The sequence below is a fragment of the Streptomonospora nanhaiensis genome (assembly GCF_026642255.1).
GTDB lineage: Bacteria > Actinomycetota > Actinomycetes > Streptosporangiales > Streptosporangiaceae > Nocardiopsis > Nocardiopsis tropica.
Genome location: NZ_CP113264.1, coordinates 4,717,210 through 4,731,601 on the forward strand (window position 1 = coordinate 4,717,210; position 14,392 = coordinate 4,731,601).

At 73.1% G+C, this 14,392-nt stretch carries 13 protein-coding genes and 1 pseudogene; 8 read left to right on the forward strand and 6 right to left on the reverse strand.

Going from position 1 to position 14,392, the window contains the following annotated elements; all coding sequences use genetic code 11:
- The first annotated feature begins 47 nt into the window (after positions 1–47).
- Positions 48–3,296, forward strand: coding sequence for an NACHT domain-containing protein (locus tag OUQ99_RS20520; protein ID WP_267945410.1), 3,249 nt, complete (start codon positions 48–50; stop codon positions 3,294–3,296).
- On the opposite strand, the gene OUQ99_RS20525 is transcribed toward OUQ99_RS20520, so the two are convergent.
- The gene (locus OUQ99_RS20525; protein WP_267945411.1) at positions 3,293–4,102 is read right to left on the reverse strand and encodes an SIR2 family NAD-dependent protein deacylase; all 810 of its coding nucleotides are present in this window, start codon (positions 4,100–4,102) and stop codon (positions 3,293–3,295) included. The two genes, OUQ99_RS20520 and OUQ99_RS20525, sit on opposite strands and share 4 nt — an antisense overlap.
- Positions 4,103–4,262: 160 nt before the next feature.
- Here OUQ99_RS20525 and OUQ99_RS20530 point away from each other — a divergent pair, with 160 nt between their 5' ends.
- Positions 4,263–5,147: a sulfotransferase family protein gene (locus OUQ99_RS20530; protein WP_267945412.1), complete on the forward strand. Its 885-nt coding sequence runs from the start codon at positions 4,263–4,265 to the stop codon at positions 5,145–5,147.
- An 84-nt stretch (positions 5,148–5,231) separates the two neighbouring features.
- Here the strand turns inward: OUQ99_RS20530 and OUQ99_RS20535 are convergent, their stop codons facing one another.
- On the reverse strand, positions 5,232–5,768 hold the full coding sequence (locus OUQ99_RS20535; protein ID WP_267945413.1) for a RidA family protein: 537 nt from the start codon (positions 5,766–5,768) through the stop codon (positions 5,232–5,234).
- A gap of 92 nt (positions 5,769–5,860) precedes the next feature.
- On the opposite strand from OUQ99_RS20535, the gene OUQ99_RS20540 reads away from it, so the two are divergent.
- A complete protein-coding gene (locus tag OUQ99_RS20540; protein ID WP_267945414.1) occupies positions 5,861–6,022 on the forward strand; it encodes a hypothetical protein in 162 nt (53 codons plus the stop codon).
- Positions 6,023–6,102: 80 nt separating this feature from the next.
- On the opposite strand, the gene OUQ99_RS20545 is transcribed toward OUQ99_RS20540, so the two are convergent.
- Entirely contained in the window at positions 6,103–6,930 is an 828-nt protein-coding gene (locus OUQ99_RS20545) for an aldo/keto reductase (protein WP_267945415.1), read from the reverse strand.
- Positions 6,931–7,168: 238 nt separating this feature from the next.
- Here OUQ99_RS20545 and OUQ99_RS20550 point away from each other — a divergent pair, with 238 nt between their 5' ends.
- Both OUQ99_RS20550 and OUQ99_RS20555 read left to right on the forward strand, forming a co-directional pair.
- A complete protein-coding gene (locus OUQ99_RS20550; RefSeq protein ID WP_267945416.1) occupies positions 7,169–8,350 on the forward strand; it encodes a PucR family transcriptional regulator in 1,182 nt (393 codons plus the stop codon).
- Positions 8,351–8,746: 396 nt separating this feature from the next.
- Positions 8,747–9,433 (forward strand): hypothetical protein, encoded by a 687-nt coding sequence (locus tag OUQ99_RS20555; protein WP_267945417.1) that lies wholly within the window; start codon positions 8,747–8,749, stop codon positions 9,431–9,433.
- 334 nt (positions 9,434–9,767) lie between these two features.
- Here the strand turns inward: OUQ99_RS20555 and OUQ99_RS20560 are convergent.
- From OUQ99_RS20560 to OUQ99_RS20570, 3 genes and pseudogenes are all read right to left on the reverse strand, one after another.
- Positions 9,768–9,941: pseudogene (locus OUQ99_RS20560) on the reverse strand (ATP-binding cassette domain-containing protein); the annotation flags it as partial.
- Positions 9,942–9,980: 39 nt separating this feature from the next.
- On the reverse strand, positions 9,981–10,232 hold the full coding sequence (locus tag OUQ99_RS20565; RefSeq protein ID WP_267945418.1) for an alpha/beta fold hydrolase: 252 nt from the start codon (positions 10,230–10,232) through the stop codon (positions 9,981–9,983).
- Between the two features lie 381 nt (positions 10,233–10,613).
- Entirely contained in the window at positions 10,614–11,615 is a 1,002-nt protein-coding gene (locus OUQ99_RS20570) for an alpha/beta hydrolase (protein WP_267945419.1), read from the reverse strand.
- A 92-nt stretch (positions 11,616–11,707) separates the two neighbouring features.
- Between OUQ99_RS20570 and OUQ99_RS20575 the strand changes: the two genes are divergently transcribed.
- From OUQ99_RS20575 to OUQ99_RS20585, 3 genes are all read left to right on the forward strand, one after another.
- Complete coding sequence (locus OUQ99_RS20575; RefSeq protein ID WP_267945420.1) at positions 11,708–12,217, forward strand: site-specific integrase; 510 nt, start codon at positions 11,708–11,710, stop codon at positions 12,215–12,217.
- Positions 12,218–12,327: 110 nt separating this feature from the next.
- The gene (locus OUQ99_RS20580) at positions 12,328–13,533 is read left to right on the forward strand and encodes a cytochrome P450 family protein (RefSeq protein ID WP_267945421.1); all 1,206 of its coding nucleotides are present in this window, start codon (positions 12,328–12,330) and stop codon (positions 13,531–13,533) included.
- A 193-nt stretch (positions 13,534–13,726) separates the two neighbouring features.
- Positions 13,727–14,323: a Dps family protein gene (locus OUQ99_RS20585; RefSeq protein ID WP_267945422.1), complete on the forward strand. Its 597-nt coding sequence runs from the start codon at positions 13,727–13,729 to the stop codon at positions 14,321–14,323.
- Positions 14,324–14,392 lie beyond the last annotated feature (69 nt).

Consider the following 14,392-nt stretch of genomic DNA (forward strand, 5'->3'; position numbering starts at 1 on the left):
GGGTCCGACCGCGTTCCACCCCCTGAAAGCGGAAAGGCCCCCTGGCCATGGCGAAAAGGCTCTCCTACGCGGACGCGCTGAAGATCCTCGGCAAGAACGACTCGGACCTCCTGGACTTCGCGGAGAAGCTGGCCGACGGCGGGCTCGGCCTGGTGGGGGTGCCGGACCTCTTCGGGGCCAGGTCCTACCTGGTCGGCAAGGGACGGCAGGCCGTCGAGGGGATCCGGGACAAGATCTCCGGCGAGAGCCGGATGTCGCGGACCGAGAGGATCGCGGCCGCCCGACGGATCCTCCTGGCCGTCTCCTTCCTGGAGGCGGTCGAGGAGTCCTGGGAGTCGGCCTCGGTGCCGTTCCCCCTGGAGGACCTGCGACCGGCCTCGGAGGGGCAGCTCGCGGTGGTCCTCCAGGGGGATCCGGCCGACCCCGCGCTGCCGGGAGCCCTGACCTCCGCGCACCTCCAGGAGACGGGCGGGGTCGATCAGGGGGACGTGCTCTACCTGGGCGCGGCCGAGGCCTTCGTCCGGGGGATCCCGGGGGCGGCCGCTGCCGCGGAGCACGGGATCACGTCCGTGGACCACCCCTCCCTCCAGCTGCTGGCGCTGGATCTGCCCCGGCGCGCGCACGACCGCTACCGGGAGAACTACCGCAGGCTCGCCTCGGAGATCCCCGAGTTCGGCATGTGGGCGCAGCTCGAGGCGCACGAGCACACGCGCCGGAGCCTGGACACCGGCCTCGGGGAGCTGCACCGGCAGCTCTCGGCGATCGCGTCACGGCGCGGGGTGGACGTCCGGCGCCGGGAGCTGGCCGCCTCCTACCGGGCGGTCCTGCGGCAGCCCGTCCTGAGGACGAACGAGACCGCGCCGGGTCTGGTCCTGCCTCCCCTGGAAGAGGCCTACATCCCGCCGCGCGGCCGGGTAGCGCGGATCCACGGCGGCGCCTCGCCCTCGACCGAGGAGTGGTGGCAGCGGCAGACCCTGTTCGACGACCTCCAGGGGTTCCTCGCCGCCCACCTCGTGCACACGGACAGCACCGGGTTCCCCACCGTCGTCCTCGGCCACCCCGGGGCGGGCAAGTCCAAGTTCACGGAGATGCTCTCCGCCAGGCTCCCCGAGTCCGACTTCCTGCCGATCCGGGTGGAGCTGCGGTCGGTCCTGCCCAACTCCCCCATCCACGTCCAGATCGAGGAGGGGCTGGCCGCCACCCTCCACACCAGGGTGTCCTGGCGCGAACTCGCGGAGTCCGCGGACGGCGCGCTCCCCGTCATCATCCTGGACGGCTTCGACGAACTCCTCCAGGCGACCGGGGTGGACCGCTCCGACTACCTGGAGCGGGTGCAGGAGTTCCAGCTCCAGCAGGAGGCCCTGGGCCGGCCGGTGGTGGTCGTCGTGACCAGCCGCACGGTGGTGGCCGACCGGGCGCGCTTCCCGGAGGGCACCACCGTGATCAGGCTGGAGCCCTTCGACGAACCGCGGATCGGGCAGATGCTGGAGGTGTGGAACGGGGCGAACGCGCGGGCCTTCGCCTCCTCCGGCCTGGCCCCCCTCACGCCCGGGGTGCTGGCGCCGTACTCGGAGCTGGCCGAGCAGCCCCTCCTCCTGCTGATGCTGCTCGTGTACGACGGCGAGGGCAACGCCCTGCGCCGGGCGGGCGACGCCCTCGGGCAGGGCGAGCTGTACGAGCGGCTGCTGACCATGTTCGCCCGGCGCGAGGTGGAGAAGCACCGCTCGGGGCTGGGCACGCGCGACTTCGCCGCGGCGGTCGAGGACGAGCTGCGCCGCCTGGAGGTCGCCGCCCTGGCGATGTTCACCCGGCGCAAGCAGAGCGTCACCGCGGACGAGCTGGAGCAGGACCTCGCGGTCCTCATGCCCGACGCGGCGGTGCGCCCCGAGGACCCGGGCCCGCACGGGCGGATCGACGCCGCGCACCAGGTGCTGGGGCGCTTCTTCTTCGTCCACGAGTCCCGGGCCCGGGTGGGCGACGGATCCGCGAGCGTGTTCGAGTTCCTGCACGCCACCTTCGGCGAGTACCTGGTGGCCAGGGCCGTGGACGCGGCCCTGGCCGACCTGGACGACGCCCGGGCGCGTTCGTCGCGCCGCCGGGGCAGGAGCGTCCGCACGGACGACGGCGAGCTGTTCGCCCTGTCGTCGTTCGCGAGTTATGCCGGACGCGACAAGGTGGTGGACTTCCTCTCGGAGATGCTGGAGCGGCGGTTCGCGGAGGAGCCGGAGGCCCGCGAGGACTACGCCGGGCTGCTCGTGGAGCTGTTCCAGGAGGCGCCCTTCCCGGCCTCCAACCGGTCCTACACCGAGTACGAGCCGGCCCGGCTCCGGCTGTCCCACCGCGAGGCGAACTACACCGCCAACCTCATGATCCTGCTGGTCCTGGTCAGGCAGGAGCCGGTGAACGCCCTGGAGCTGTTCCCCGGGGCCGAGGAGCCCGACCAGTTCCTCCGGGGCACGACGTCGATGTGGCGCCTCCTGCCCGGCTCGGAGTGGTACAGCATCATGTCCGCGATCCGCGTCCGCCACCTGGACGGCTGGTCGGAGGACGGCGTGGTCACCGTGCTGGAGCGGGAGGACGGCTCGCCCGTCGACGTCGGGGAGTGCATGGGGTTCGAGCTGAGCAGGCGAAGGCACCCCGGCCCGGTGGTCATGGACCCCTACGGCGTCACCGTGCCCTACGACTCGGTCACCTCCCGCCTGATCCGGTCGATGGCGATGCGCGTCAACGGCACGGCGGCGCGTTTCGCGCTCGGGCTCGTGCCGTACCTGCGCCACGTCTCCGACGACCTGGGCACCTGGTACCAGGACCCGAAGGACGACCGGGTCTGGGCCGAGCTGCACGAGGTCCAGCGGCTGCGGATGGAGCCCCCTCAGCTCCACCCCCACCAGCGCCTGGACAGCTACCGGAGGCTGCTCTCCCAGACGAGTCTGGGCCGCCTCGAACTCATCACGCTGACCCAGGCCGCCGCCGACCTGGCCGCGGCCTCGACCGCGCCCTTCCCGACCGTGCTGCCCGAGCAGCTGGCGAAGCTGCTGCGCCGCTACTTCGCGCACCTGCGGGAGGTCGTCCCCGGCCCCCTGCTCGGCGCGGACCTCGTCATGCCGGTCCTGGCCTCCCTGCCCGGGGACATCGTCACCGCCCAGGTGAGGGAACACGTCCTGGGGCTCCTGCGCGCGGCCGACCCTGGGGCGGAGCCGCCCCCGTCCGATCCCCCGCCGGTCGACGCGGCCTTCCCCCTCCGGCGGGTGGAGTCCGCCGCGAACCAGTACGGCAGCGGCGGTGGCGGCGGCTAGTTCCGCGGCGCCGTCCCGCGGACGCGGCGCACCAGGGCCGGGACGACCTCCCCGATGGGGTCGTGCAGGACCGCCCCCGCGAAGTCGTCGTAGGGGGTGGGCTCCGCGTTGACCACGACCAGGGCGGCGCGCGCCATCATCGCCACGTCGCACAGCCCGGCCACGGGGTGGACGGTCAGCGAGGTCCCCACGGCCATGAACACGTCGCACTCCTGGGCGGCGCGGGTGGCCTCGCCGATGACGTCGGGGTCGAGCCGCTGGCCGAAGGAGATGGTGTCCGCCTTCTGGATGCCGCCGCATACGAGGCAGTGGGGGTCGGACTCCTCGTCCAGCCGCTCCAGCACCACGGGGGTGGGGGTGCGCAGCCCGCACGCCATGCACATGATGCGCAGCATGGTGCCGTGCACCTCGATGACGGCGTCGTCGGGCACCCCGCCGCGCTGGTGGAGGCCGTCGATGTTCTGGGTGATGAGAGCCCGCAGCCGGCCCATGGCCCGCAGGTCGGCGAACGCCCGGTGCGCGGCGTTGGGCTCGGCCTCCCACACCGGGTGGACGCGGCGCTGCGACCACACCTCGCGGCGCACGTCCACGTCGCCCATGTAGGAGTCGATGTCCGACATGGCCTCCGCGCTCGGGTTCGTCGTCCACAGTCCCTTCGGCCCCCGGAAGTCGGGGATCCCGGAGTCGGTGGAGACGCCGGCGCCGGTGAGCACGGTGATGCTCCCGGCTGAGGAGAGGAGGTCGGCGGCGCGCTCGAACTCCTCGGGGTCGGCGAACGGCGCGGAACGGGTGCTCATCGAGGCCATACCCCATTGTTGCAGCGACACCGGACCGGGGCTTCCCGAGGCTCTCCCCGACCCGCCGTGCCCCTCCGGAGGGCCGCGGCGCCGGGAACTCGCGGACGCGGAGCGTGAAACGCGCGGCCGATGCACACGAGAGGGGCAAAGGGTGCAAAAATCGACACAAATGAAGCAGCCGTCCTACATCCTCGTGGTCAACGGGACCAAGGTCCAACGCCCGGTGTTCGTCCTGGGCGCCCCCCACTCCGGGATCTCCGAGGTCTCCCGCGCCCTGGCCCGCGCACCCGGGTTCCACCTGGGGGCGGGGTCCCCGGGCGTGCTCAACGCCGTCTACGCCGTGGCCAGACGCCCCTCGCTGGCGCGGGAGAAGGTCGCGGGAACGGCGAGCCTCCTGCGCGAGGCCTACGCCGAGGCCTGGCAGCTCACCCCGCTGACCTGTCCCAAGTGCCCCGGCCCGTGGGCCCGCGTGCCCGCGAACGCCTCCGCGGAACCGTGCGAGCACAGCGCCGACGCCCTCCGCTACGGCGACGCGAGCCCCGACCTGCTGTTCGCCGCGAGCGCCCTGCACGCGGCTTTCCCGGACGCGCTGTTCGTCCAGATCATCCGGGACGGCCGCGACGTCATCGCGGACATGATGGACGACGAGCGCTCCCTGGCCTGGTTGAAGCCGAGCTTCATGAAACTGGACCACGAGTTCCCGAACCACTTCTTCGGGCTGGAGGACCAGTCGGACCTGGACGCGTTCACGGAGGGCTCCACCGCCGCCAAGTGCGCGATGCGCTGGCGGGGGGCGGTGCGCATGTCGGCCCTGCTGCGCCGGGAGATCGGGGCCGACCGGCTGCTGACCCTGCGCTACGAGGACGTGCACGGCGGCGAGGTCGAGACGGCGGAGCGGCTGCGGGAGTTCTGCGGGGCCCGGGTGTCGGCGTCGGAGCTGCTGACCGAGCAGGCGTGGGGCGTGGGTTCGTGGCGCGAGCGCCTGTCCCGGACCCAGCACACGGACGTGCACGAGGTGGCGGGCGTGGAGCTGTCCCGGCTCGGCTACATGTGAACGCCGCGCCCGCCCACGGGACCTGACCCCGACCACCGGGGCGCGGCAGGGCGCCGGGCCCGGACAGGCCCCGGCGCCCCGGGGCTACGGGCGGGTGCGCCCGGGCCGGACGCCCGGGTCGCGCGCCGCGAGGGGGTCGGCCGCCAGCGTCTCCTCGGCCTCCTCGACCAGCTCCCGCGCCTCGGCCCTGTGGAGGAGGTCGTCCGCGGCGTCCTCGGGGATCACGGCGGTGCACGTCAGCGCCACGAGGGCGTCGGGGTCCATCAGGTCGGTCACGCCCACCGCCGTCATCGGCGGGTAGTAGCGGCCCATGTGCCGCCGGTAGACGGACCCGATGGTGCCGCTGTTGACCCGGTAGGAGTGCATCGACGTGGTGTACACGCACATGTCCACCACGTGGGCGGGTTCGGCGCCGGCGGCCCGCAGCGCCTCCACCAGGTTGGCGAGCGCCTGGTCGAACTGCTGCGCCACGGAGTCCCCGACCACCTTGCCGTCGGGGCGCCGCGAGGTCTGTCCGCCGACGCGGACGAGGCGCCCGGGTCTGACCACGAGCGCGTGGGAGTACCCCACCGGATCGGCGAGGGAGAGCGGGTTGACGATCTCGTGCGGTGTCCGGTCCATCGGCGTGCCCTCCGGGTTGGTGCGGCTCCCGTCGCCCGTCCCGGAACGGTCCCCCGGAGGGTGTTCCGAGGACGTGCGGCTACGATGAGCGCATGTCGATCTCACTGCTGCTGTCCGCCCTGGCCCTCGTCGCCGTGCTGGCGCTGTTCGCCGCCATCTTCATCGGAGGCGCCGTCTACGTCGGCCGTGTCCGCCGCAACGGCACCGAGTCCGTCCTGGCCGGCGCCCGCAGGCACCGGGAGCTGCGCGGCTAGCCCGCGCCCGTCCGGCCCGGACCCCGGCTTCCGGCCGCTGCCGGTCGGAGGCCGTCGCCGGCCGGGGCCGGGGCCGGCGCCTAGTCGCCGTCGAACTCGTCGGGGTCGGGGCCGAACCTCGTGTCGGAGTCGAGCCCGCTGATCCGGTCCATCTCCTCCTCGGAGAGCTCGAAGTCGAAGATCTCGAAGTTGGAGCGGATGCGCTCGGGGGTCACCGACTTCGGGATGACCACGTTGCCCAGCTGGACGTGCCAGCGCAGGAGCACCTGGGCCGGGGTGCGCTCGTGCTCCTCGGCGACCTCGGTGACACCGGGGTGGTCGAGGAGCTTTCCGTGTCCCAGGGGGCTCCACGCCTCGGTGGCGATGTTGTGCTCGGCGTCGAAGTCGCGCACGGCCTTCTGGGTGAGCAGCGGGTGCAGCTCGACCTGGTTGACCATGGGCGTGATCCCGCCCTCCTCCATGACCCTCTCCAGGTGCGGCACCTGGAAGTTGCACACCCCGATGGCCCGCACCCGCCCCTCGGCGTAGAGGCGTTCCAGCGCCTTCCAGGTCGGCACGTAGAGGTTGCGCCGGGGCAGCGGCCAGTGGACCAGGTACAGGTCGACGGTCTCCGTGCCCAGGCGGTCGGCGCTGGCGTCGAAGGCCCGCAGCGTGGTGTCGTAGCCCTGGTCCGGGTTGGCGAGCTTGGTGGTCACGAAGAGGTCGTCGCGGTCCAGTCCCGATCTGCGCAGGGCCTCGCCGACCCCGCGTTCGTTGCCGTAGGCGGCCGCGGTGTCGATGCTGCGGTAGCCCGCCTCCAGCGCGGTGGAGACCGCCTGCTCCACCTCGTCGTCGGGCACCTGCCACACCCCGTAGCCCAGCTGTGGAATGCGCACACCATTGGCCAGTGTGATGCCCGGAACCGTCATCTTTTTCATCCCCCGTCGGCCCTGAACGGCCCTGCTGTCGTACAGTGCACGGCATTCCCCGTGCCGCAGTCGCATACTGCCATGTCAACACGGGTGGCGGACCGAAGCTGCGCCGCTCGTGTGCGGGCTTTTTACCGTTGCCCCGGGCCGAAGGCGGCTCCGGCCCGGACCGCCGCGCCCGGCGTGTCGCCGCGCGCGGCGCCCGGTAGGCTGCCGGCCCGGGACGGGAGGTGGGCCGGTGGGGCACGAACAGCGCGCCCGTGTCAGCGCCGGGCTGGCGCGGGAGCGCGCGGGGCTGGTGGAGCGGATCGTCGCCGAGGTGTACGCCGAGGTCCCGGCCTACCGCGCGCTGCACGGGTCGCAGCTGGAGGAGGTGCGCGCGATCACCGGGTGGCTGGTGTCCCGGTCGATGGAGCTGTGGGTGGCCGGGGAGACCCGGCTGCCCCCGGACGACGTGGAGCGGCTGCGGGGGATCGGGCGCTCCCGGGCCGCGGACGGGCGCTCGATCGGCGCCGTCGTCCGGGCGCACCGGGTCGGGTCGGCGGCGGCGGTGCGCGCCGTCTCCGAGCTGGCGGCCGAGGGGCTCGACGCGGCGGACGTGTTCGCTCTGGGCGAACTCTTGCTGACCTCGATCGACCAGATCTCCGAGAGCCTGGCGGTGGGCCACGCCGAGACGGCCCACCGGCTGGACGCCGACCTGGAGAGGGCCCGGCGGGCGTTCCTGGACGACCTCCTCATCGGGCGGCAGGCCTCCCGGGGAGCGATCCGCGACCGGGCGAGGACCCTGGGCATCGCCCCGCCCGACCCCGCGGTCCTGGTGGTGGCGCAGCCGGAGGGGGCTCACCCCGGCGGCGCCCCGCAGGGGGACACGGTGTCGGCGGGGATGGCGCTGCTCGGCCTGGTCGAACCGGTCGGCGCGGACCCGCTGCTCACCACGCGCGCGGGCCGGGTGGTGCTGCTGGTCTCCCCCGCCGACGCCGCCGGGGTGGCCGCCGTGCTCGGCGCGCACCCCTGGCGGGGGTGCGTCCTGGCGCCGCGCGCCCTCGCCGACATGTCCGCCGCCTACCGGTTGGCCGACGACGCGCTGGAGACCGCGCCCCCGCACGCGTTCGGCCCCGAGGGGCTGCTGCGTGACTCCGACGCGTGCGTGCTGGCCCTCCTGAACGGCGGCCCGGTCACCCCGTCCGCGGTCCGCCGCGCCGTGCTCGGCCCGCTCCTGTCGGCGGGCGACGCGCACCTGCTGGAGACGCTGCGCGCCTACTTCCGGGAGGGGGCGGCGACCACCGCGGCGGAGGCCCTGCACGTCCACCCCCAGACCCTGCGCTACCGGCTGCGCCGGGTGCGGGAGCTGACCGGGCACGACCCGCACCGGCCCTGGCCGCGCTTCGTGCTGGAGACCGCCTGCGCCATCGCCCCCTGACGCGGGGCGGACCGTCCCGGGGCGGACGCCCGCGCCCCCGGGCGGCGCCGGGGGCTCCCACGGAACGGGAGCGGGCCCGGAGCCGCGAACCCGGTCCGCGCCCGGAAGCCGTGCGCGTCCGGCGGAGGGCCTGGCGCGGGGCGGCCCTGCGCGGACGGGCGCCGCTCGGTCGTCGTCGCCGACGGCACCGGCGGCGAGCGGCTGCCCGCCCCTCTGGTCGGCCTCGCCGTGAGCGTAGGTCGCTGGAACCGCCGCGATCCCGGCTGCACTCGACCGGCTCGACGCGAACGGCAACCCGGACGGCGGCGTCGGCCGGTTCCGCCGAGGGAGAGGGGCTTCAGCCGCCAACTGCCCGCCCACCGCCCACCGGCAGAAGGCCGACGCTAGGATCTTGGCATGGCGAAGGGCAAGGTGCAGCGGCGGGCGCGGAAGATCCTGGGCGAGAAACCCGTGGCCCTGGTCTGGTGTGAGATCCACAAGCCCATCCCCGCACCGCCCAAGGACGTTCACCGTGCTGCAGGCAGAGGACGCCTGAAATCGCGCCACCACTGGTTGTGGTACGCCGGAGCCGTGGTGTTCTTCTTCGTGGTCGTACCGATGATCTTGCTGGACAGTCTCAGCCGTAGACTCGACCAACGGCTGTCGGGACGGAGCCGTGACGGTCAGACCGGGCAGCCGTGTCCACCCGACACACAGCGTTCCGGCCGTGGCCGCTCTCGTGAGAGGGATCGCGGGCAGGACCCGACCAACGGGGTCTTCGACGGGGACTGGAACCTGACCGCGGGCCAGCTGCTGCTGCGTTGGTACGGGTACTCGCCCAACCCTAAGCGCCTGGTCATGCTGGCCCGCGACCGCATCTGCGTGGCGGCGTCCCCTCGCCGTCGGCTGTCGCCGACCAAGGCCGACGATTTCCGGACCGTCACGGAGTTCACCCTCGACCAAGCCCGGATCGACGGTGAGGCGGGCCAGCCGCGCGGGTACGCCACCTTCCGGCTCGCGTTCGCCGACGGTTCCTGGCTGGAGTTGGGCCGACTCGGCGAGCCGGAAGACGCCGATCACTTTCTGCGCACGGTCAGCGGCTGATCAACCCTTCCGGCTGCCCCGGCCGCTCAGTCCCCTTCGCCTTCGAAACCCCCGCCCCCGTCGACGACCGGCGGGACCCTGCTCAAGCCGCCATCACGCTGAATACCCTCCACGAACTTCTGCGGGGCGACACCATGGAGCTCGCCGCACGATCGTGGCAGGCGGGGGGCGCCTCACCGGCCGCCGGGCCACCGCCCCGGCTCGGTCATCAGGGCGACGCCGTCTTCGATCTCTTCCGGCCGCCAGCCGACGATGTCGAGCAGCAGGCCGTCCAACGGCCGGCCGACCGGAGCGGTGTGCGTCTGGTGCGGCGGCGGGCCCGGGCGGGGCCGTCGTGGCCGTGCACCCGGCCGCACAGCAACTGTTCGTCGTCGCACATCGCCGTCAGGGCGGTGGTCTTTCCGGCGCCGTTGGGGCCCACGATGCCGTAGAACATTCCAGGCGGAATGCTCAGGCTGAGCCGGTCGACGGCGAGCCTGGCGCCGAAGCACTGCGTCAGGTCCGCCACTTCGATGGCGGGAACACAGGGATTCTGCAACGGACTTCCTCACTCGGCCGTGTGGGCGAGGATCGCCTCGGCCAGCTCCTGGTGGATCTGCGACGGCAGCGTGTGCCCCATGCCCGCCACGCGCATCAGCCGCGCCCCCGGGACCCGCCCCGCGATGACCGCGCCGTGCCCCGGTTTGACCGGCTCGTGGGTGCCCTCCACGACCAGCGTGGGAGCCCGCACCCGGTGCAGCGCGTCCACCGGCTCGACGTCGGCGCCGAACCCCTCACTCCAGATGCTCACGTTCTGCATGCCTCACAGCATGGCGTCCCCGACCACGGGAGCCTTCCGTGGAACTACTGGCCTGACGCGTTCACCGGGCGGGTCCGGATCTTGGTGTCGGAACGCAGAAGTGCTCCCTGAGCTGTGATGATCCGACTTGCCGAAGATCGAGGCATCGCAGCTGGGAGCACTTGCCGCGTGACCTCCACAACGTCTCGTCGGAGGCCGACGCATGCCCTCGGGGTTCGACGGAGCCGGGATGCCGGACACTTGTCGGTCCAGAACCGTGGAGGGCTCCGTGTCACGCGGCTATCCGCCTGGGTTCCGTCGCGAGGCTCCTCGACCTCGTTGCTACGGACGCCTGGCCGGCACGTTGGCCATCCCGCGACCGACTACCGCCGGAGGAGACCGTCAGTTGGTGGCGAGAAGGTGCTCCAGCCAGTTGCGGCGTGCCGCGACGGCGGCCCTGCTGATCCGCGCCTCGGGGGCTTTCCGGTCGAAACCGTGGATTCCGCCGGGCCACACGTGCAGCTCGGCTTCGCCGCCGGCCTGCCAGATCCGGTCGGCGTAGGCGAGGATCTCATCGCGCAGACACTCGGCGGAGCCGACGTCGAGGAAGGTGGGCGGCAGGTCGGCCAGGTCAGTGGCGCGGGCGGGCGCAGCGTACTGCGGCACGTCAGGTCCGCCCTGGGCGTCGCCGAGCAGCGAGCTCCAGGCGAACCTGTTGCGGCTGCGGTCGAAGAGTTCGACGTCGTCCATCTGCAGGGCCGAGGCGCTGTCGTTGCGGTCGTCGAGCAGCGGCGCGATCAGCAGCTGGCCGAGCAGGCGGGGGCCGCCCTTGTCGCGCACGGTCAGAGCCAGCGCGGCGCCGAGGGTGCCGCCAGCGCTGAAGCCCGTGACGACGATGCGCTCCGGGTCGATGCCGAGTTCGTCCGCGTGGTCGGCGACCCACAGCAGACCGGCGTAAGCGTCGTTGATCTGGGCGGGGTAGGGGTGCTCGGGCGCGAGCCGGTAGCCGACCGAGATCAGCGTGGCCCCGAACCGCTCGGCCGTCTCAAGTATCTCGTCGAGCTCCGTGCGGTGATCGCCGCAGTAGAAGCCGCCGCCGTGTATGGAGTAGAGCACCGGCCGTGATGCGGGCGCGCCGGAGGGTGTGCACACCAGCAGGGGGATCTCGGGGGCGCCGTCCAGCCCGGGCACCGAAGGCTGGAAGACGGTGAAGCGACCGCCATGGCTGAGGTCCCCGAGCGCCGCCACTGCGGCGTCGGTCTCCGTGCGGATCACCGACAGCTTCTCGAGGCTCATCGGCGCCGAGTCCGCCTCCTCCGCCAGGTAGGCGTCATAAGCGACCCGAAGTTCGGCATCGAGAGGAACGGGAACGGCGGGCACGGTCTTTCCGGGTTCGAGATTCATACGCGCACGCTAGCGCTGCTGCTCCTTTCGCACCATCCGGATTTCACCGCCTTCGGTGCCCGGCGCCGTCCGCGACCCGCTCTACATTCTGGATGCCCCGCACCCCCGCGACGGCGGCCCCCGACCTCTCGGCGAGGAAGGGGAGCGTGCGGGTGCGCGGCAAGGGACGGTCGGGCGGCAGGGACCACAGCGTGCCCCTGTACGCCCGGGCCCGCACCACCCCGGCCGAACTCCTCGGCGAGCTCGGCCGTCCCGCCGCCGGGCCGCTCATCCGCGACCGCGACGGCCGCGCGCTGTCCACCCGCGCCGCCGACACCGTCGTGTGCACCCTCGGGGCCGCGGCGGGGATCGGGCCGGCCGACGACGGCGAGGCCTTCGGACCGCACGTGCTGCGCCACACCTTCGGCACCGACCCGGTGCGCGGCCGCGGCAAGGTGGCCACCGCGCCGGTCGACGTGGTGCTGGTGGCCGAGCTGAGGGGCCATGCGGACCTGAACACCACTCGCCGCTACACCCTGCCGAGCGAGGTGGACAAGGCCCGCGCGCTGGAGGCGCTCACCACCGACCGGTGGGCCCGGGAAGGCCTGGCGCCACATCCGTAGCACTCCTCCTCGACCCCCGGAACGGCCACCGGCCGGGGCCCTTCGGCGTAGCCCCGTGGGGCGCGGGGGTAGGAAGCACCCGGAGCACCCCCCGGTACGAAAGGCACGCCATGTCCGTTTCCCCACCGCAGCTGCACGGTCCCGAGTTCGAGTCCGACCCCCACCCCGCCTACCGGTGGCTGCGCGAGCACTCCCCCGTGCACCGCGTGGACCTGCCCGGCGGGGCGTGGGCCTGGCTGGTGACCCGCCACGCCGACGCGCGGCGGGTCCTCGCCGACCCCGACATGCTCAAGGACCCCGCGGCGGGCGACGCCGCCTGGCGCGCGGCCGGCCTCGGTCTCCCCTACGACCACCGGCCCAGCCTGGTGCGCAGCATGGTCAACGTGGACGCGCCCGACCACACGCGGCTGCGCCGGGTCGCGGGAGGGGCGTTCACCCCGCGCCGGGTCAGAGCTCTGAAGGAGAGCGCCGAACGCGTCACCGCGGACCTGGTGGACCGCATCGCGGCCTCCGACCGGCCGGACCTGGTCCGGGACCTGGCCTATCCGCTGCCCATCGCCATCATCTGCGACATCCTCGGCGTTCCCGGGGCGGACCGGCCCGAGTTCCACCGGCGGGCCGCGGTCATCGACTCCTCGTCCTACGAGGAGATGGAGGCCGTCGCCGCGACCACCGACTGGTTCGACCGCTACCTGGGGGAACTAATGGAAGCCCGCCTGGCCGAACCCTCCGACGACCTGCTGGGCGACCTGGTCGAGGCGCACCGCTCCGGGGAGCTGAGCCGCGACGAGGTGACGTCCACGGCGTTCCTGCTGCTGGTCGCCGGGCACGAGACCACGGTGGCCCTGATCGGGAACATGCTCTTCACCCTGCTGCGCCGCCCGGAGCGCTGGGAGGGCCTGTGCGCGGACCCGGCCCTCCTCGGCCCGGCGGTCGAGGAGTCCCTGCGCCTGGAGAGCCCCCTGCAGAACGCGACCTGGCGGTTCCCGGGCAAGCCGACCACCGTGGGCGGGGTCGCGCTGGAGGCGGGCGAGCCGGTCCTGGTCTCCCTGCTGTCCGCGGGCCGGGACCCCGGGCGCTACGACGACGCCGACGGGTTCCGGCCCGGGCGCGGGGACGCGCACCTGGCGTTCGGGCACGGGGCGCACTTCTGCGTCGGGGCGCAGCTGGCGCGGATGGAGGCCCGGGTGGCGGTCGGCGCCCTCCTCGACCGGTTCCCCGGACTCCGCCTCGCGGTGGACGAGTCCGAGCTGCGGTGGTGGCCGAGCATGATCATGCACGGCCTGTTCGCCCTGCCCGTGCGTACGGGGAGGTAGCGGCGGGCGGGGCCCGTCGCGGGCGGCCCCTTCCGGGCCCGCACCGGAAGCGGCGAAAGCACAGAAAACTTACTCCCGGTTGGCTGGACGTTAGCCGCCCGGCACCGGTGGGTAACCGAGACTGACACACGGAGCGCGCCACCGTGTGCGCTCCAGTCGCGAGACGAGTCACACCGACTGGAGGGGGACCAGAGTGACGACCGCAGACCGCAAGGCCGGAACGACGCCCAAGCCCAGGAGCAGCCAGCCGTGGCTGCACCAGAAGGGCAAGGAGATCCAGGAGTTCGGCACGGTTCGCCAGCTTCCGGTCGGCCTCTCCTACGACGCGCGGATGTACTCGTGCCAGCGGCTGAACCAGGTGCTGTGCGACACCCGCATCCTGCACGACCTGTACAAGAAGCACCACTGGCTGATGCGCGGGCAGACGTTCTACCAGCTCCACCTGCTGATGGACAAGCACGCCGACGAGCAGACCGAGCTGATCGACACCATCGCCGAGCGCGTCCAGACCCTGGGCGGCGTGGCGGTCGGGGACCCTCGGCACGTCGCCGAGATCACCAACGTCCCGCGTCCGCCGAACGGCGTCGAGGAGGTGCCCGCGATGCTCTCCCGCCTCCTGGAGGCGCACGAGACCATCCTGGAGGACTGCCACGACGCCGCCGCGCGCACCCAGGAGATGGGCGACGACGGGACGAACGACCTGCTGGTCTCGGAGGTGATCCGCGTCAACGAGCTGCAGGCCTGGTTCGTGGCCGAGCACCTGGTGGACACCCCGCTCGTCCACGCCTGAGGCGTCCGGGCCCCGCACCGCCGGACGGCGTGCGGGGCCCGCGGGCGCCCGCAGCCGGTTCGCGTACGG

Bases quoted from the DNA above. Each gene is read 5' to 3' on its own strand.
- OUQ99_RS20520 (WP_267945410.1), top strand. From the start codon at position 48: ATGGCGAAAAGGCTCTCCTACGCGGACGCGCTGAAGATCCTCGGCAAG.
- OUQ99_RS20525 (WP_267945411.1), bottom strand. From the start codon at position 4,102: ATGGCCTCGATGAGCACCCGTTCCGCGCCGTTCGCCGACCCCGAGGAG.
- OUQ99_RS20530 (WP_267945412.1), top strand. From the start codon at position 4,263: ATGAAGCAGCCGTCCTACATCCTCGTGGTCAACGGGACCAAGGTCCAA.
- OUQ99_RS20535 (WP_267945413.1), bottom strand. From the start codon at position 5,768: ATGGACCGGACACCGCACGAGATCGTCAACCCGCTCTCCCTCGCCGAT.
- OUQ99_RS20540 (WP_267945414.1), top strand. From the start codon at position 5,861: ATGTCGATCTCACTGCTGCTGTCCGCCCTGGCCCTCGTCGCCGTGCTG.
- OUQ99_RS20545 (WP_267945415.1), bottom strand. From the start codon at position 6,930: ATGACGGTTCCGGGCATCACACTGGCCAATGGTGTGCGCATTCCACAG.
- OUQ99_RS20555 (WP_267945417.1), top strand. From the start codon at position 8,747: ATGGCGAAGGGCAAGGTGCAGCGGCGGGCGCGGAAGATCCTGGGCGAG.
- OUQ99_RS20565 (WP_267945418.1), bottom strand. From the start codon at position 10,232: ATGCAGAACGTGAGCATCTGGAGTGAGGGGTTCGGCGCCGACGTCGAG.
- OUQ99_RS20570 (WP_267945419.1), bottom strand. From the start codon at position 11,615: ATGAATCTCGAACCCGGAAAGACCGTGCCCGCCGTTCCCGTTCCTCTC.
- OUQ99_RS20575 (WP_267945420.1), top strand. From the start codon at position 11,708: ATGCCCCGCACCCCCGCGACGGCGGCCCCCGACCTCTCGGCGAGGAAG.
- OUQ99_RS20580 (WP_267945421.1), top strand. From the start codon at position 12,328: ATGTCCGTTTCCCCACCGCAGCTGCACGGTCCCGAGTTCGAGTCCGAC.